Raw genomic sequence first — 16378 nt, 5'->3', positions numbered from 1 at the left:
AAGCCCCCGGGGTCGGACATGAAGCTCACACTTTGGACCTACGAAGGCCCCACCCATGTCGGGGCGATGCGCGTCGCCACCGCGATGCAGGGCCTGCATTACGTGCTGCACGCGCCGCAGGGCGACACCTACGCCGACCTCCTCTTCACCATGATCGAGCGGCGCAACGCCCGCCCGCCGGTGAGCTACACCACCTTCCAGGCCCGCGATCTCGGCTCCGACACGGCGCATCTGTTCAAGACCGCCTGCAAGGAGGCCTATGACCGCTTCCGTCCCGAGGCGATCCTTGTCGGCGCCTCCTGCACCGCCGAGCTGATCCAGGACGACACCGGCGGTCTCGCCGAGGCGCTGGAGCTGCCGGTCCCGGTGATCCCGCTGGAGCTGCCGAGCTACCAGCGCAAGGAGAACTTCGGCGCCGACGAGACCTTCCTGCAGATCTGCCGCAAGCTGGCAAAGCCCATGGCCCGGACCGAGGCCGTCAGCTGCAACCTCCTCGGCGCCACCGCCCTCGGCTTTCGCCACCGCGACGACGTGGCCGAGATCACGGCGCTGCTGGGCGAGATCGGCGTCGCGGTGAATGTCTGCGCCCCGCTCGGCGCCGCGCCGCATGACATCGCCCGGATGGGGGCCGCGCATTTCAACGTGCTGCTCTACCCCGAGACCGGCGAAAGCGCCGCCCGCTGGGCCGAGAAGGCCCTGGGCCAGCCCTACACCAGGGTGGTGCCGATCGGCGCCGGCGCCACGCGCGACTTCATCGCCGAGGTGGCGGCGCTGGCGGGGCTCCCCCCGAGCGTCGACGAGAGCCGGCTGCGCCAGCCCTGGTGGTCGGCCTCCGTCGACAGCACCTATCTCACCGGCAAGCGGGTCTTCCTCTTCGGCGACGCCACCCATGTCATGGCGGCCGCCCGCATCGCCCGCGACGAGATCGGCTTCGAGGTCGTCGGCATGGGCTGCTACAACCGCGAATTCGCCCGACCGATGCGGGCGCTGGCCAAGTCCTACGGGCTCGAGGCGCTGATCACCGACGACTATCTCGAGGTCGAGGAGGCGATCCAGGGGCTCGCGCCCGAGCTGATCCTCGGCACGCAGATGGAGCGCCACATGGCCAAGCGGCTCGGCATACCCTGCGCCGTGATCTCCGCCCCGGTGCATGTGCAGGATTTCCCCGCGCGCTACTCGCCGCAGATGGGCTTCGAGGGCGCCAATGTCCTGTTCGACACCTGGGTGCATCCGCTGGTGATGGGGCTGGAGGAACATCTCCTGACCATGTTCCGCGAGGATTTCGAGTTCCACGACGCCGCCGGAGCCTCGCACCACGGCGGCAAGGCCGTGGCGGCGGTGCCGCAGGCATCCGCCCCGGCCGCCGAGGGCTCGATGCCCGAGGCGGACGGTCCCCCCGCCCCGCTCTACACCCGGGCCCCCGATCCCGCCAGCATCGTCTGGCTGAGCGACGCCGAGGCCGAGCTGAAGAAGATCCCCTTCTTCGTGCGCGGCAAGGCGCGGCGCAACACCGAGAGATACGCGGCTGACAAGGGGCTGTCCCGCATCAGCATCGACACCCTGTACGAGGCAAAGGCCCATTATGCGCGGTGATGTGAGTATCCAGAGTTCCGGGGCGAAGACCGGCTACAGCGTGGTCATCGTCACGCTCGACGCCCATGCGGCGGGCCCCGCCGCCCGGGTCGCGCCCCGGCTGCAGGCGAGCTTTCCCGGCCTCAGCCTGTCGATCCACGCCGCCGCCGAATGGGCCGAGACCCCCGCTGCGCTGGCCGAGGCCAAGGCGGCGGTCGAGGGCGCCGATCTGGTGATCTCGAACCTGCTGTTCATCGAGGAGCACATCAACGCCATCCTCCCCGAGCTGCAGGCCGCTTCCGCCCGCTGCGACGCCTTCGTGGGCATGATCGCCGATCCGGCCATCGTCAAGCTGACGCGGATGGGTGATCTCGACATGTCGAAACCCGCCTCGGGTCCGATGGCGCTGTTGAAGAAGCTGCGCGGCTCCAACAAGGAGCTGTCGGCCAACAATGGCGAGTCGCAGATGAAGATGCTGCGCACCCTGCCCAAGATGCTGAAGTTCATCCCCGGCAAGGCGCAGGACCTGCGGGCCTGGTTCCTGTCGATGCAATACTGGCTCGGCGGCTCCGACGACAATCTTGAGCAGATGATCCGCTATCTGGTCTCGCGCTATGCGAGGCACGCGGCCTGGCACAAGGTCACCGCCAAGCCGCCGGTCGATTACGCCGAGGTCGGGCTCTACCATCCCGAGCTGAAGAGCCGCATCACCACAGACCCCGCCGACATGCCGCGCCCGAAGGACGCGAAGGCGACGGTGGGCCTTCTCATGCTTCGCTCCTACATCCTCGCCTCCGACACCGCGCATTACGACGCGGTGATCTCGGCTTTCGAGGAGAAGGGCATCGCCGTGCTGCCGGCCTTCGCCGGCGGGCTCGACGGGCGGCCGGCGATCGACGCCTTCTTCCGCGACGTGCATGGGGTGAAGATCGACGCGATGGTCTCGCTCACCGGCTTCAGCCTTGTCGGCGGGCCGGCCTACAACGACAGCCCGGCGGCGGTGGAGGCTCTGGCGGCGCTCGACGTGCCCTATATCGCCGCGCATCCGCTGGAGTTCCAGACCCTCGGCCAATGGTCGCGCGCCGGCGGCGGGCTCGGCCCGGTGGAGACGACGATGCTCGTGGCCCTGCCCGAGATCGACGGCGCGACCAACCCGACCGTCTTTGCCGGGCGGCATGACATGGGCGGCTGCGACGGCTGCCCCGGCGGCTGCCACATGAAGGTCGTGGGCGCCGACGCCCGCGCCATGTCGCCCTGCCACGAGCGGATAAAGGTGCTGGCCGAGAAGACCCTGCGCCTCGCGCTGCTGCGCCGCTCGGAAGTGGCCGCGCGCAAGGTGGCCGTCGTGCTCTACGGCTTCCCGCCCAACGCGGGCGCGGTCGGCACCGCCGCCTATCTCGGCGTCTTCGAGAGCCTCTACAACGTGCTGCACGCCATGGCGCGAGAGGGCTACAGCCTGACCCCGCCCGAGTCGGTGCAGGCGCTGCGCGACGCGGTGCTGGGCGGCACCTCGAGCCAGTATGGCCAGCCCGCCAACATCGCCGCGCATGTTCCGGCCGAGACCATCGTCGCCCGCACGCCCTGGCTCTTGGATGTCGAGAAGGCCTGGGGCCCGGCGCCGGGGCGGATCCAGTCGGACGGGCGCGGGGTCTATGTGCTGGGGCAGCAGATGGGCAATGTCTTCGTCGGCATCCAGCCGGTCTTCGGCTACGAGGGCGACCCGATGCGGCTGCTGTTCGAGAAGGGCTTCGCCCCGACCCATGCCTTCTGCACCTTCTACCGCTGGCTGCGCGAGGATTTCGGCGCGGATGTGCTGCTGCATTTCGGCATGCATGGCGCGCTGGAGTTCATGCCGGGCAAGCAATCGGGCTTGAGCGGCGGCTGCTGGCCCGACCGGCTGATCGGCGCGCTGCCCAACGTCTATCTCTACGCCGCCAACAACCCGTCCGAGGCCTCGCTGGCCAAGCGCCGGTCGAATGCGATCACCGTCACCCATCTGACGCCGCCCCTGGCCAAGGCCGGGCTCTACCGCGGGCTGCAGGATCTGAAGGACAGCCTGATGCGCTGGCGCCAGCTTGCGCCCGATGCGGCGGAGCGGGCCGAGCTGGAGCTCTTGATCGCGGAACAGGCGCGCGCGGTGAACCTCGACGGGCAGGAGCCCGAGACGATGTGGCTGAAGCTCCTGGAGACGGAGGGGTCGCTGATCACCGACGGGCTGCATGTCGTGGGCCGGCCGATGACCGAAGAGCAGGTGCAGGAAAACCTTGCGCTGATGCCCGAGATGACCGAGGAGCGCCGAGCCGAGGTGGCGGCGCTGTTGCGCGACGAGACCGAGATCCGCGGCATCCTCAAGGCGCTCGGCGGGCATTTCATGCTGCCGGTGCCGGGGGGCGACCTGATCCGCGCGCCCGAGATCCTGCCGACCGGCCGCAACATCCACGCCTTCGACCCATTCCGCATGCCCACCGCCTTCGCCCTGCGCGATGGTGCGGCGCAGGCCGAGCGGCTGCTTGAGGCGCACCCCACCCTGCCCCGCTCGGTGGCGCTGGTGCTCTGGGGTTCCGACAACATCAAGTCCGACGGCGGCCCGATCGCCCAGGCGCTGGCGTTGATGGGGGCGAAGCCGCGCTTCGACCATTACGGGCGTCTGGCCGGGGCCGACCTGATCCCGCTGTCCGAGCTCGGCCGTCCGCGCATCGACGTGGTGATGACGCTCTCGGGCATCTTCCGCGACCTCCTGCCCTTGCAGACCCGCATGCTGGCCGAGGCCGCTTGGAAGGCCGCCCATGCCGAGGACGAGCCCCTGTCGCAGAACTTCATCCGCGCCCATGCCCTCGCCTATGCCGAGGAGATGGGGGTGGACATGGAGACCGCCTCGCTTCGGGTCTTCTCCAACGCCGAAGGGGCCTACGGCTCCAACGTCAACGTGCTGGTCGGCTCCTCGGCCTTCGGTGAGGAGGACGAACTGGCCGACGCCTACGAGGCGCGCAAGTCCTTCGCCTATGGCCGCACCGGCAAGCCGGTGCAGAACGCGGCGCTGCTGCAGAAGTCGCTGAAGACCGTCGACGTGGCCTATCAGAACCTCGAGTCGGTCGAGCTGGGGGTCACCACGGTCGACCACTACTTCGACACGCTGGGCGGCATCGCCCGCGCGGTGAAGCGCGCGCGGGGGGTGGAGGCGTCGGTCTACATCGGCGACCAGACCCGCGGCGCGGGCACGGTGCGCACGCTGAAGGACCAGATCGCGCTGGAGACCCGCGCCCGCAGCCTGAACCCGAAGTTCTACGAGGGGCTCTTGAAACATGGCGCCGAGGGCGTGCGGCAGATCGAGGCGCAGGTGACCAATACGCTCGGCTGGTCGGCCACGACGCAGCAGGTGGAGCCCTGGGTCTACCAGCGCCTCAGCGAGACCTTCGTCCTAGACGAGGCGATGCGCAAGCGGCTGGCCGAACTGAACCCCGAGGCGAGCGTGCGCATGGCCGAACGCCTCTTGGAAGCGAGTGCCCGTAACTATTGGCAGCCCGACGCCGCGACGCTCGCGGCGCTGCAGGGGGCTGCGGACGAGTTGGAAGACCGGCTCGAGGGGATCGCCGCCGAATAGGCGCGCGCCCGAGGCCCGGCAAGCCCTGCCTGTCAGGGATGGTGCAAACAGAGGAAAGGGGCCCAAGATGAGCCCGAGAGACGAAATACCGCTGCTGCGCGGTCAGGATGGCGAAGGGTCGGTGCAGGTGCATCTCGACCCCGAGGAGAAGATCACCAGCGCCAAGGTGTTCTCGGTCTATGGCAAGGGCGGGATCGGCAAGTCGACCACCTCGTCGAACCTGTCGGCGGCCTTCTCGATGCTGGGCAAGCGGGTGTTGCAGATCGGCTGCGACCCCAAGCATGACAGCACCTTCACCCTGACCGGGCGTCTGGTGCCGACGGTGATCGACATCCTGAAGGAGGTCGACTTCCACGCCGAAGAACTGCGCCCGGAGGACTTCGTCTTCGAGGGCTTCAACGGGGTGAAATGCGTCGAGGCGGGCGGCCCTCCGGCGGGCACCGGCTGCGGCGGCTATGTGGTGGGGCAGACGGTGAAACTGCTGAAACAGCACCACATGCTCGACGACACCGATGTGGTGATCTTCGACGTGCTGGGCGACGTGGTCTGCGGCGGCTTTGCCGCCCCGCTGCAACATGCCGACCGGGCGCTGATCGTCACCGCCAACGACTTCGACAGCATCTACGCGATGAACCGCATCATCGCGGCGGTGCAGGCCAAGTCGGTGAACTACAAGGTCCGGCTGGCTGGCTGCGTCGCCAACCGCTCGAAGAACACCGACGAGGTGGACCGCTATTGCAAGACCGTCGGCTTCAACCGGCTGGCGCATATGCCCGACCTCGACGCCATCCGCCGCAGCCGTCTGAAGAAGAAGACGCTGTTCGAGATGGAGGATGCCGAGGACGTGGTGCAGGTCCGCAAGGAATATGTCCGGCTGGCGGAAACGCTCTGGGCCGGCACCGACCCGAGCGCGCCGCATCCCCTGCCCGACCGTGAGATTTTCGAGTTGCTGGGTTTCGACTGAGCCTTTCCCCGCCGGCTGCCTCCGGTTCTTCAGGAAGATCCCATGAACGACTACTCAACCACCCGCGACCGCGTCGAGCACTATTTCGACCGTACCGCGACCCATACCTGGGAGCGGCTGACCTCCTCCGCCCCTGTCAGCCGCATCCGGCAGACGGTGCGCGAGGGGCGCGACATGATGCGCGACACGATGCTGTGGCGGCTGCCGCGCGACCTGACCGGGCTGCGCGTGCTGGACGCGGGCTGCGGCGCGGGCCAGACCACGGCGGCGCTTGCCGCGCGGGGGGCCGAGGTCACGGCGGTCGACATCTCGCCTCAGCTGGTGGAGATCGCCCGCAAGCGCCTGCCGCCCGAGCATCTGGACCGCGTGCGCTTCCATGCGGGCGACATGCTGGCCGATGAACTGGGGTCGTTCGACTACGTCGTCGCGATGGACAGCCTGATCTATTACACCGACGAGGATATCGCCCGCGCGCTCGACCGGCTCGGCGCGCGCACGCGGCATTCGGTCGTCTTTACCGTCGCGCCCAGAACGCCTTTCCTGATGGTGTTTTGGTGGATGGGAAAGCTGTTCCCGCGATCCGACCGCTCTCCGGTCATGATCCCGCACCCGTTCAAGCCTCTGAACGAGGTGACCGGGCGCAGGCTGGTGAAGATCGGTCGGGTCTCGCGCGGCTTCTACATCTCCGAGTGCCTGGAGTTCCGGCCATGATCCTGGGGCGGAAGCAGATCAAGAGACTGTCGATGCGCTCGCTTCCCTTCGCGGATGCGGCCTCGGAAGGTCTGCCGCTCGGTCAGCTCCTGCGGCTGTCGCTGTTCCAGCTTTCGGTCGGCATGGCGACGGTGCTGCTTCTGGGCACGCTGAACCGGGTGATGATCGTCGAGCTGTCGGTGCCCGCCACGGTGGTCGCGCTGATGATCGCGTTGCCGGTGCTTTCGGCCCCGTTCCGCGCGCTTCTCGGCCACCGCAGCGACACCTACCGCTCCGCCCTCGGTTGGAAGCGGGTGCCCTATCTCTGGTTCGGTTCGCTCTGGCAGATGGGCGGGCTGGCGATCATGCCCTTCGCGCTGATCGTGCTGGGCGGTGACCAGACCTTCGGGCCGACATGGGCGGGCGAGCTGCTGGCGGCCCTCGCCTTCCTGATGGCGGGTCTCGGCATGCACATGACCCAGACCGCCGGGCTGGCGCTCGCCTCGGACCGCGCGACGGACGAGACGCGGCCGCGCGTGGTGGCGCTGCTCTATGTCATGTTCCTCGTTGGCATGGGGATCTCTTCGCTCGTCGTCGGCTGGCTCTTGCGCGATTTCTCCGACATCCGGCTGATCCGCGTGGTGCAGGGTTGCGGCATCGCCACGCTGGTGCTGAACATCATCGCGCTCTGGAAGCAGGAGAAGGTGCGCCCGATGTCGGCGGCCGAGCGGGCCGAACCGCGGCCGCGCTTCCGCGACGCCTGGCGCGACCTTCTGTCGGGCGGCACGGCGGGGCGGCTTCTGGCCGTGGTCTTCGCCGGGACGCTGGCCTTCAACATGCAGGACGTGCTGCTGGAGCCCTATGGCGGCGAGATCATGGGCCTCTCGGTCTCGGCCACCACGCTGCTGACGGCGATGTGGTCGCTGGGCGCGCTCCTGGGCTTCGGGCTCGCCGCGCGCTGGCTCGCCCGCGGGCTCGACCCGATCCGCATGGCCGGGCGCGGCATCCTCATCGGCATCGCCGCCTTCGCGCTGGTGATCTTCGCCTATCCCGCCGGGTCGCAGCCGATGTTCTACCTCGGCGCCTGCTGCATCGGCATGGGCGGCGGGCTGTTCTCGGTCGCCACGCTGACCGCGGCGATGACCATGCCCGCGGGCGGCCGCGCCGGGCCCGGGCTGGCGCTCGGCGCCTGGGGCGCGGCGCAGGCGACCGCGGCGGGGCTTGCCATCTTCATCGGCGGCGCGCTGCGCGACGGCATCGGCCACTGGGCCATGGCGGGCCATCTCGGCTCCGCGCTGCAGGACCCGGCCTTCGGCTACAGCTTCGTCTATCACCTCGAGATCGGGCTGCTGTTTGCGACCCTCATCGTGCTTGGCCCGCTGGTGCGGACCACGATCCTTCACCCCGAAAGACTTGCCGGCGGTTCCAAGATGGGCATCGCCGACTTCCCCACCTGACACCGGAGGACCCTGCAATGGTTGGTGTAACTTTCTTTGGCGACTTTGACTTGGCAAGCCTCGCGATCTGGCTGTTCTGGGGCTTCTTCGCCGCCCTGATCTACTATCTGCAAACCGAAAACATGCGCGAAGGCTATCCGCTGGAGAACGAGGACGGGACCGTCGCCGCGAACCAGGGCCTGTTCCCGGTGCCGAAGCCGAAGACCTTCCTCCTCCCCTTCGGCCGCGGCTCGGTCACCTACCCCGGCCCGGAGAGCGAGGATCGCCCGATCCCGATGGCCCGCACCGCGGTGTCCGAAGGCTTCCCGCATGTGCCGACCGGCGATCCGATGAAGGATGGCGTGGGTCCGGCCTCCTGGGTGGCGCGGCGCGACATCCCCGAGCTCGACGGCCACGGCCACAACAAGATCGTGCCGATGTCGAAATGCGGCTTCGTCGTCTCGGCCGGGCGCGACCCGCGCGGCCTGCCGGTGCGCGCCAACGACCATGAATATGTCGGCAAGGTCACCGACCTGTTCATCGACGTGCCCGAACAGCTGATCCGCTATCTGGAGATCACTCTGGACAACGGCGGCAAGCGCCTTCTGCCGATGCCGATGGTGCTGGTCCGTCAGGGCCGGGTCGACGTGAATTCGCTGTCCTCGGACCTCTTCGTCGGCATCCCGACGCACAAGTCGGCCGACGAGGTGACGCTGCTCGAGGAAGACAAGATCTCGGGCTATGTCGCCGGCGGCATCATGTACTCGGCCGAGAAGCGCAAGAGCCGCTGGTCGGCTCTGGCGGGCCAGTTGGCCTGACCTCTCCGGCGCGGCCTCCAAGGGGGCCGCGCCGCATCCCCTTCCGCACGGAGCGCCCGACATGGACCACGACGATTTCGCCTTCGAGCCGCTTCCCGGCCTGCCCGCCCATCCGCCCAAGGGCGAAACGCTGCTCTGGCAGGGCAGCCCCGCCACGCTGCCCCTCGCGCGCGAAGCCTACAAGCTGACCTGGGTCGCCTGCTACTTCGTGCTCGTGGTGCTCTGGCGCGCCTCAACCGGCTATGCCGACGGCGGCGCGCCGATGGCCCTGGCCTATGGCCTGCCCTATGCGGTGATCGGGCTCTGCGCCTGCGGTCTGATCGTGCTTCTGGCCCATTGGCAGGCACGGACCGCCATCTACACCATCACCACCGCCCGCGTAATCCTGCGCATCGGCGCGGCACTCTCGGTGACGATCAACCTGCCCTTCAAGCAGCTGCTGTCGGCCAGCCTCGACAAGCGTCGCAACGGCACCGGCACCATCGCGATGCAGATCGGCGGCGACACGAAAATTTCCTATCTCGTCTGCTGGCCGCATGTCCGCCCGTGGTATCTGCGCGACGTCGAGCCCGCGCTGCGCTGCATCCCCGAGGCCGAGCGCGTCGCCCGCATCCTCAGCAATGCCGCCGAGGCCCGGCTTTCGGTACCCTCCGTCGCCCCCCGCGCCGCTGCGCAAGCGCCGCAGGGCGCCGTTCCGGCAGAGTGAGGAAAATCAGATGACAAAGACCACCAAACAGCCCGCCCTGCGCAACGAGGACAAGGAGATGATCCCCCCGGGCCTGCTGCGCATGATGCTGGCGCTGGCGATCGTCTCGCTTCTGGTGGTGACCTATGCCGTCGTGACCGATCGCGAACATGTCGGTCAACCGGTGGCAGCGGCGATTGTGAGTGAACGGACCATCATCTTCGAGGGACGCGGCGCCAAGGCGGTGGCCGTGCGCGCGGAAGATGGCTCCATGTTGTTTGAATCGGAGAACGGCGGCTTCGTCACCGTGATCCAGAACGGCCTTCAGCGCGCCCGCACCGTGGCGAAGGTGGACCAGGAACTCCCTGTGCGGTTGGTAGAGTACGAGAACGGCAGGCTTACGCTGCATGACGACGCAACGGGCTGGAGCGCGGAGCTTCAGGCCTTCGGCGATGACAACAAAGCCGCGTTCGAAAGGCTGCTCGCCGACTGATGCCAACAAAGGGAACCGAGCCATGGGAATTTTCACAAGGGTAGCGGAAGAGGTGCCTTGCACCGTCGAGGTCAGTCACAAGTTCGAAAGCCTGCATGCGCATGTGCGCTTCAACAACGGCGCGGTGGTCCATCCGGGCGACGAGGTGCTGGTGCATGGCGCGCCGGTGCTGGCCGCCTATGGCGAGGTGATCGTCGAGGACCGTCTGGCCACCATCACCCGGGCGAGCGCGCTGGAGCGGCTCTGGACCCGGCTGACCGGCGATTTCGATTTCATGGAGCTCTGCGAGTTCTCCTTCTCCGAAGAGGTGAAGCTGTGAACGCGCGCGCCCAAGAGATCGCCCCCGAGGTTTCCGCCCAGGCCGTGGCCGACACCACGGCGATGGCGACCGAGACCACGCTGCTCAATCCGCGGTTCTACACCACCGACTTCGACGAGCTGGACCGGATCGACGTCTCCTCGGTGCGGCCCGAATGGGACCGGCTGATCGCGCAGATGAAGTCCGACCCGAACAAAGGCCATTTCAAGAAGACCGACGCCTGGGACAAGGTGGATTGGGCGGGGATGGACCCTGCCCTGAAGGTGGAGTTCATCGATTTCCTCGTCTCCTCCTGCACCGCCGAATTCTCGGGCTGCGTGCTCTACAAGGAGATGAAGCGGCGCGGGAACAACCCCGACATCTGCGAGCTGTTCAACTACATGGCGCGCGACGAGGCGCGGCATGCGGGCTTCATCAACGACGCGCTGCGCGAGGCGGGGGTGGCGGTGAACCTCGGCTTCCTGACCAAGGCGAAGAAATACACCTATTTCCGGCCGAAATTCATCTACTACGCCACCTACCTGTCGGAGAAGATCGGCTACGCCCGCTACATCACCATCTACCGCCACCTCGAGGCGAACCCCGAGCATCGCTTCCACCCGATCTTCAAGTGGTTCAAGGAGTGGTGCAACGACGAGTTCAGCCATGGCGAGGCCTTCGCCCTGCTGATGAAGACCGACCCCAAGCTCACCACCTCGACGGTGAACAAGCTCTGGATCCGCTTCTTCCTGACCGCGGTCTATTCGACGATGTGGGTGCGCGACCACGCGAGGCCCGAGTTCCACAAGGCGCTGGGGGTGGACATCGACTGGTATGATCAGGAGGTCTACCGCAAGACCTCGGCCATCGCCCGGCAGATCTTCCCGGTGGAGCTCGACATCGACCATCCACGCTGGATTCCGGGGCTGAACCGGATGAACCGCGCCTTCCTCGCCATGGACGAGGCGAAGCGTTCGGGCGGTATCCGGGGCTGGGCGCGGCGCATGGTGGCGGGCGCGCAGGCGCTGACGGCCTTCGTGTCGCTCTACACCATCCCGGTCAAGACGAGCACCCTGCCCGACAGCGTGCGGATGGAGCCGGTCTATTGAGACGCGAACAGCACCGGGGGCGGGATTTTCCCGCCCCGACCGCCGCAGGAGACGAGGCGTGATCTTCACCAGCCCATGGGCCGTTGCGCTTTCGGCGATGTTCATCTGGTGGTTTTCCACCGGCATCCTGCTGATGCGCGTCCGCTATGCCGACAATCGCGGGCCCGATGCGCATATGGCCTCGGTGGTCCTCGGGCTGCCGCTGCTGTTCGGCGGGATCTTCGGCTATGTGCAGACGCTGACCGACATGAGCGTGGGGGGGGTCTATCTTGCCTTTCTCTCGGCGCTCTCGGTCTGGGCCTGGATCGAGCTGGCGTTTCTCTCCGGCGTCATCACCGGGCCCAACACCGCCCCCTGCCCGCGTTTTGCCAGCGAGGGGGAGCGCTTCCTGCGGGCGATCGGCGCCATCGCCTGGCACGAGTGCCTGCTGATCGTGGTGCTCTCGGGCATGGCGCTGCAGGCGCAGGGGGCGGCCAACCTTTTCGGGCTCTGGACCTTCCTCGTGCTGTTCATCGCCCGGATCTCGGCCAAGCTGAACCTGTTCTTCGGCGTGCCCCACATCAACACCGAGTTCCTGCCCTCGGCGATCTCGCACATCTCGACCTATTTCCGCCAGTCGCGGATGAACGGGCTCTTCCCGCTGTCGGTCACCTTCCTGACCTTCGCCACCGGCTGCTGGGTCGAACGGGCGCTGGCCTCGGCGGATGTGGGCCGATCGGTCGGCTTCTGGCTGCTTGCGGCGCTGACGGCGCTGGCGCTGCTGGAACATTGGTTCATGGTGCTGCGCCTGCAGGACCAGAAGCTGTGGCGCTGGATGATGCCCGCGCCGCGCGTCATGCCTCACGAGTCTGCCCTGTCGCGGCCCGCCCTGACCGATGAGAACACCCATGGACTCTGACAACCCCGCCTGCCTCTGCAGCGCTGCGGTGCGCGCCCGCGTCACGCACGCGCGGCGCCTTTCCGTCGCCACTGCGGCAATCCGTCACCTCAAGGCTTCCGAAGGCACGCGGCATAGTCGGCCCGATCGGGTTGCCCCCTCGCGGGCGCGGCTCGACGGTCTGGACCGTCCGCATCCGGCGCCGGAAAGCCGCATCATCCGTGGGATGATCGGCGATCGCGTCAGGCGCCGCCAGATCAGCGATGGCCTGCTGGGTGACTGGGGAAGACATGTTCTGCCGATCAACGACCCCACCGTCTTCCAGAGCAGCAGACGGCAGCCCTCCGCCCCCTTTCAGCCTCAGCGCGGCGCCGGGTTTCACCCGCGCGCGGCACGGCTGGCCCCGCTCTGGCAGCGCCCCGCGCTGGCCCCTGCCGCAGCCTGAGTTGGATGCAGCCGTGACCCCCGCCCCGAACCGCCATGCCGACCTTGTGAAGAGCCGCGCTTGGCCTACCGTTATACACTCTACAGCAATAGGGAGGACCCCCATGAAGCTTAGTACCCTCGCCGTCATCTCCGCCTTCGTCGCAGCCCCCGCCTTCGCCCAGGAAGGCGATCCGGCAGCCGGCGAAAAGGCGTTCAGCCAGTGCCAGACCTGCCACGTGGTGGTGGATGATGCAGGCAACGTGCTCGCCGGTCGCGCCGCCAAGACCGGGCCGAACCTCTACGGCGTCGTCGGGCGCACCGCAGGCTCGGTTCCGGACTTCAAGGGCTACGGCGACTCGATGAAGACCGCCGGCGAGAAGGGCCTCGTCTGGAACGAAGAGGAGTTCACCGCCTACACCAAGGACCCGACCAAGTTCCTAAAGGACTACCTCGAAGATCCCAAGGCGCGCGGCAAGATGACCTACAAGGTCCGCAAGGAAGAAGACGCCCACAACATCTGGGCGTTCCTGTCGACCTTCTCCGCCGGCCCGACCGAAGCCGCAGCTCCTGCGGCCGACGCACCCGCGGCTCCGGCAGCCACCACGAACTGAACGCTGCGAACAGAAGTCACCGGCGGGTCACCCCCGCCGGTTGTTTCATTCCCGTGGCTCAGACCGAGACCGCCTGCCGCATCCGTTCGCGCCCCAGCTCGGCCTTGGTGCCCGACACCTCGACCGTGCCGCGCTTCAGCACATAGAAGCGGTCCGCCAGATCGAAGGCGAAGTCGAAATACTGTTCCACCAGCACGATGGCGATGTCGCCCTTGGAGCGGAGGTACGAGATCACCCGCCCGATCTGCTGGATGATGTTGGGCTGGATCCCCTCGGTCGGCTCGTCCAGCAGCAGGAGCTTCGGCTTCATGATCATCGCCCGGGCAATGGCCAGCTGCTGCTGCTGTCCGCCTGAAAGATCGCCGCCCCGGCGATGGCCCATGTCCTTGAGCACCGGGAAGAGGTCGTAGATCTCGTCCGGCACCCGATGCTCGCCGCGCGGCAGGGTAGCGAAGCCGGTGTGCAGGTTCTCGGTCACCGTCAGCAGCGGAAAGATCATCCGGCCCTGCGGCACCACGCCCAGCCCGCGCCGCGCCATGCCCTGCGGCTTCACGACCGGCAGATCCTCGCCGTCGAAGATCACCCGCCCGCCCGAGCGCGGATGCGTCCCGGCGATGGCCTTGAGGAGCGAGGTCTTGCCCACCCCGTTGGTGCCCATGATGCAGGTCACCTCGCCCGCCCGCGCCTCCATGTCGATCCCGTAGAGGATCTGGCTGCCGCCATAATGCAGAGTCAGTCCTTCGGTCTTCAGCATCAGCCCCGCCCCAGATAGACTTCGATTACCGAAGGGTTCTTCGTCACATGGTCAAGCGTGCCCTCGGCCAGCACCGACCCCTCGTGCAGCACCGTCACCTTGCAGTCGAGGCGGCGGACGAAATCCATGTCATGCTCCACCACCACCACCGCGCGGGTCTTCGCCATCTCGACCAGAAGGGCGGTCGTATGCTCGCGTTCGGCCAGCGTCATGCCCGCGGCGGGTTCGTCCACCAGCAGAAGCCGCGGTTCCTGCGCCAGCAGCATGCCGATCTCCAGCCATTGCTTCTGGCCGTGGGAGAGCTCGCCCGACTTGCGCTCCAGCTGATCGCCCAGCCCCACCTCCTCGGCCAGATCGCGCACCTTGCGCGCATCGCCCTTCGAGGCGCGGAACATCAGCACGGCGAGCGGCCCGCGCGGCTTCTTCAGCGCCATCATCAGGTTGTCGAACACCGACTGATCCTCGAAGACTGTGGGCCGCTGGAACTTGCGCCCCACCCCGGCCCGGGCGATCTGCGCCTCGGACAGCGACAAGAGCGAGACCGACCGCTCGCCGAAGGTGACGCTGCCCTCATCGGGCCGGGTCTTGCCGGTGACGATATCCATGAAGGTGGTCTTGCCCGCGCCGTTCGGCCCGATGATCGCGCGAAGCTCCTGTGCGGCGATGTTGAAGGACAGGTTGTTTATGGCGCGGAAGCCGTCGAAGGTGACGGAGACGCCGGAAACCTCGAGCAGCGCGCTCATTCCACCGCCTCCTTCTCCTGGAACGAGCCGTCATCCGGCCCCAGCGGCGCGCCCCGGCGCTTGGGATGTTTCGTCCCTTGCCAGAGGTCGAACAGTCCGCCGATGCCCTGCGGCGCGAAAAGCGTCACCAGCACGAAGGCGAGCCCCAGCAGGATCAGCCACCAGTCGACCCAGTTCACCGTGTAGAAGCCGAGGTTGATGCTCGGCGCCCGCCCGCCGGTGAACCAGGAGGAGAGAAGCGAGACGAAAGCCGCGCCGATCACCGCGCCATAGAGCCGCCCGCGCCCGCCGATGGCGACCCAGACCGCGAGATAGATCGAGGCGATGGGCGCGAGCTCGGCCGGGTTGATGATCCCGGCCTGCGGGTAGTAGAGCGCGCCCGCGATGGCGGCGATGATCGCCGTGAGGGTGAAGACCGCCAGCTTGTAGCTTTCGACCGAATAGCCGAGGAAGCGCACCCGCTGCTCGTCGTCGCGGATCGCCCGGATCACCGAGCCGAACTTGCCCGAAACGACCCAGGCGCAGAGCAGATAGCCGAGCCCCAAGGCCAGGGCCGAGGCCCAGAGGAACCAGACCGAGAGCTGGTCCTGCGTCACCGCCCCCTGTCCCGGCATGTTCTGCAGGCCCGAGAGCCCGTTGTTGCCGCGCAGCCCCGAGTCGTTCTGGAAGAGATAGAGCGCCAGCGCCAGCGTCATCGCCTGGGTCAGGATCGAGAGATAGACCCCCGTCACCCGGCTGCGGAAGGCGAGCCAGCCAAAGACCAGCGCCAGGAGCCCCGGCACCAGTACCACCAGCATCAGTTGCAAAGGCAGGCTGTGGGCGAAGCTCCAGACCCAGGGGATCTCGGAGCCGCCGACCACGCCGAAGATCTGGGTGCCGATGCCCGAGACGATCTCCTCCGGCGTCGGCGGCAGTGGCGCGCCCGACAGCGCCTGCACCACGATCTCCTCGGTGCGGGCATACATCAGCCACATGCCGATCATGTAGCCGCCGAGGCCGAAGAAGGCGAAATGCCCGAGGCTGAGGATGCCCGCATAGCCCCAGACCAGGTCCATCGCCAGCGCGATCAGGCAGAGGCAGAGCGTCTTGCCCAGCGTCTTCACGAAGGAGGTGGAGAGGAAGGAGACGCCATAGGCATGCGACAAGAGCGTCACCGCGAGGGTGAAGAGCGCGAGGGCGGCGAGGAAAATCAGGACGGAGGGGTTTTTCGCGAAGAAACCTTGGGTCATGGCAGGCTCCGGCCGGAGAAGCGGGGGGCCAGCTCCCCGCGCCCCCCGGGATATTTGGACCAAGATGAAGGG

16 protein-coding genes are annotated in these 16378 nt (G+C 67.5%); 13 read left to right on the top strand and 3 right to left on the bottom strand.

Going from position 1 to position 16378, the window contains the following annotated elements; translation table 11 throughout:
• The first annotated feature begins 18 nt into the window (after positions 1-18).
• From bchB to AC3A5Z_RS05845, 13 genes are all read left to right on the top strand, one after another.
• Positions 19-1593: a ferredoxin:protochlorophyllide reductase (ATP-dependent) subunit B gene (gene bchB, locus AC3A5Z_RS05905; RefSeq protein WP_487518421.1), complete on the top strand. Its 1575-nt coding sequence runs from the start codon at positions 19-21 to the stop codon at positions 1591-1593.
• Positions 1583-5173: a magnesium chelatase subunit H gene (locus AC3A5Z_RS05900; RefSeq protein WP_487518420.1), complete on the top strand. Its 3591-nt coding sequence runs from the start codon at positions 1583-1585 to the stop codon at positions 5171-5173. The genes bchB and AC3A5Z_RS05900 overlap by 11 nt, the downstream gene beginning before the upstream one ends.
• A gap of 67 nt (positions 5174-5240) precedes the next feature.
• The gene (bchL, locus tag AC3A5Z_RS05895) at positions 5241-6137 is read left to right on the top strand and encodes a ferredoxin:protochlorophyllide reductase (ATP-dependent) iron-sulfur ATP-binding protein (protein WP_107663667.1); all 897 of its coding nucleotides are present in this window, start codon (positions 5241-5243) and stop codon (positions 6135-6137) included.
• A 42-nt stretch (positions 6138-6179) separates the two neighbouring features.
• Positions 6180-6848, top strand: coding sequence for a magnesium protoporphyrin IX methyltransferase (gene bchM / locus AC3A5Z_RS05890; protein WP_136792015.1), 669 nt, complete (start codon positions 6180-6182; stop codon positions 6846-6848).
• Positions 6845-8284 carry a PucC family protein gene (locus AC3A5Z_RS05885; protein WP_487518419.1) on the top strand — a complete coding sequence of 480 codons (1440 nt, stop codon included), beginning with the start codon at positions 6845-6847 and terminating at the stop codon, positions 8282-8284. The genes bchM and AC3A5Z_RS05885 overlap by 4 nt, the downstream gene beginning before the upstream one ends.
• A gap of 17 nt (positions 8285-8301) precedes the next feature.
• The gene (gene puhA / locus AC3A5Z_RS05880) at positions 8302-9081 is read left to right on the top strand and encodes a photosynthetic reaction center subunit H (RefSeq protein ID WP_487518418.1); all 780 of its coding nucleotides are present in this window, start codon (positions 8302-8304) and stop codon (positions 9079-9081) included.
• A 61-nt stretch (positions 9082-9142) separates the two neighbouring features.
• Positions 9143-9787, top strand: a complete 645-nt coding sequence (puhB, locus tag AC3A5Z_RS05875; RefSeq protein WP_487518417.1) for a photosynthetic complex putative assembly protein PuhB — start codon at positions 9143-9145, stop codon at positions 9785-9787.
• 10 nt (positions 9788-9797) lie between these two features.
• Positions 9798-10259, top strand: coding sequence for a photosynthetic complex assembly protein PuhC (gene puhC / locus AC3A5Z_RS05870; RefSeq protein WP_487518416.1), 462 nt, complete (start codon positions 9798-9800; stop codon positions 10257-10259).
• A 22-nt stretch (positions 10260-10281) separates the two neighbouring features.
• Positions 10282-10578 (top strand): hypothetical protein, encoded by a 297-nt coding sequence (locus tag AC3A5Z_RS05865; protein WP_107663673.1) that lies wholly within the window; start codon positions 10282-10284, stop codon positions 10576-10578.
• A complete protein-coding gene (gene acsF / locus AC3A5Z_RS05860) occupies positions 10575-11666 on the top strand; it encodes a magnesium-protoporphyrin IX monomethyl ester (oxidative) cyclase (protein WP_487518415.1) in 1092 nt (363 codons plus the stop codon). The genes AC3A5Z_RS05865 and acsF overlap by 4 nt, the downstream gene beginning before the upstream one ends.
• Before the next feature lie 61 nt (positions 11667-11727).
• On the top strand, positions 11728-12564 hold the full coding sequence (gene puhE / locus AC3A5Z_RS05855) for a putative photosynthetic complex assembly protein PuhE (protein ID WP_487518644.1): 837 nt from the start codon (positions 11728-11730) through the stop codon (positions 12562-12564).
• Positions 12554-12988 (top strand): hypothetical protein, encoded by a 435-nt coding sequence (locus AC3A5Z_RS05850; protein WP_487518414.1) that lies wholly within the window; start codon positions 12554-12556, stop codon positions 12986-12988. Before puhE ends, AC3A5Z_RS05850 begins: the two co-directional genes overlap by 11 nt.
• A 103-nt stretch (positions 12989-13091) precedes the next feature.
• Entirely contained in the window at positions 13092-13580 is a 489-nt protein-coding gene (locus AC3A5Z_RS05845; protein ID WP_487518413.1) for a c-type cytochrome, read from the top strand.
• Positions 13581-13638: 58 nt separating this feature from the next.
• Here the strand turns inward: AC3A5Z_RS05845 and urtE are convergent, their stop codons facing one another.
• The 3 genes from urtE to urtC are packed head-to-tail and all read right to left on the bottom strand — an operon-like array spanning position 13639 to position 16306.
• A complete protein-coding gene (urtE, locus tag AC3A5Z_RS05840) occupies positions 13639-14334 on the bottom strand; it encodes an urea ABC transporter ATP-binding subunit UrtE (protein ID WP_169310893.1) in 696 nt (231 codons plus the stop codon).
• Positions 14334-15077: an urea ABC transporter ATP-binding protein UrtD gene (urtD, locus tag AC3A5Z_RS05835; RefSeq protein ID WP_107663677.1), complete on the bottom strand. Its 744-nt coding sequence runs from the start codon at positions 15075-15077 to the stop codon at positions 14334-14336. Before urtD ends, urtE begins: the two co-directional genes overlap by 1 nt.
• Positions 15074-16306 carry an urea ABC transporter permease subunit UrtC gene (urtC, locus tag AC3A5Z_RS05830; protein WP_487518412.1) on the bottom strand — a complete coding sequence of 411 codons (1233 nt, stop codon included), beginning with the start codon at positions 16304-16306 and terminating at the stop codon, positions 15074-15076. The genes urtD and urtC overlap by 4 nt, the downstream gene beginning before the upstream one ends.
• Between the last annotated feature and the right edge of the window lie 72 nt (positions 16307-16378).

The sequence above is a fragment of the Cereibacter sp. Soil_C_27 genome (assembly GCF_057657095.1).
The sequence above is the reverse complement of the archived record's forward strand: the minus strand, read 5'-3'. Positions and strand labels throughout refer to the sequence as shown.

Excerpts from the sequence above, each read along its gene's own strand:
- bchB (WP_487518421.1), top strand. The coding sequence starts at position 19 with ATGAAGCTCACACTTTGGACCTACGAAGGCCCCACCCATGTCGGGGCG.
- AC3A5Z_RS05900 (WP_487518420.1), top strand. The coding sequence starts at position 1,583 with ATGCGCGGTGATGTGAGTATCCAGAGTTCCGGGGCGAAGACCGGCTAC.
- bchL (WP_107663667.1), top strand. The coding sequence starts at position 5,241 with ATGAGCCCGAGAGACGAAATACCGCTGCTGCGCGGTCAGGATGGCGAA.
- bchM (WP_136792015.1), top strand. The coding sequence starts at position 6,180 with ATGAACGACTACTCAACCACCCGCGACCGCGTCGAGCACTATTTCGAC.
- AC3A5Z_RS05885 (WP_487518419.1), top strand. The coding sequence starts at position 6,845 with ATGATCCTGGGGCGGAAGCAGATCAAGAGACTGTCGATGCGCTCGCTT.
- puhA (WP_487518418.1), top strand. The coding sequence starts at position 8,302 with ATGGTTGGTGTAACTTTCTTTGGCGACTTTGACTTGGCAAGCCTCGCG.
- puhB (WP_487518417.1), top strand. The coding sequence starts at position 9,143 with ATGGACCACGACGATTTCGCCTTCGAGCCGCTTCCCGGCCTGCCCGCC.
- puhC (WP_487518416.1), top strand. The coding sequence starts at position 9,798 with ATGACAAAGACCACCAAACAGCCCGCCCTGCGCAACGAGGACAAGGAG.
- AC3A5Z_RS05865 (WP_107663673.1), top strand. The coding sequence starts at position 10,282 with ATGGGAATTTTCACAAGGGTAGCGGAAGAGGTGCCTTGCACCGTCGAG.
- AC3A5Z_RS05850 (WP_487518414.1), top strand. The coding sequence starts at position 12,554 with ATGGACTCTGACAACCCCGCCTGCCTCTGCAGCGCTGCGGTGCGCGCC.
- AC3A5Z_RS05845 (WP_487518413.1), top strand. The coding sequence starts at position 13,092 with ATGAAGCTTAGTACCCTCGCCGTCATCTCCGCCTTCGTCGCAGCCCCC.
- urtE (WP_169310893.1), bottom strand. The coding sequence starts at position 14,334 with ATGCTGAAGACCGAAGGACTGACTCTGCATTATGGCGGCAGCCAGATC.
- urtD (WP_107663677.1), bottom strand. The coding sequence starts at position 15,077 with ATGAGCGCGCTGCTCGAGGTTTCCGGCGTCTCCGTCACCTTCGACGGC.
- urtC (WP_487518412.1), bottom strand. The coding sequence starts at position 16,306 with ATGACCCAAGGTTTCTTCGCGAAAAACCCCTCCGTCCTGATTTTCCTC.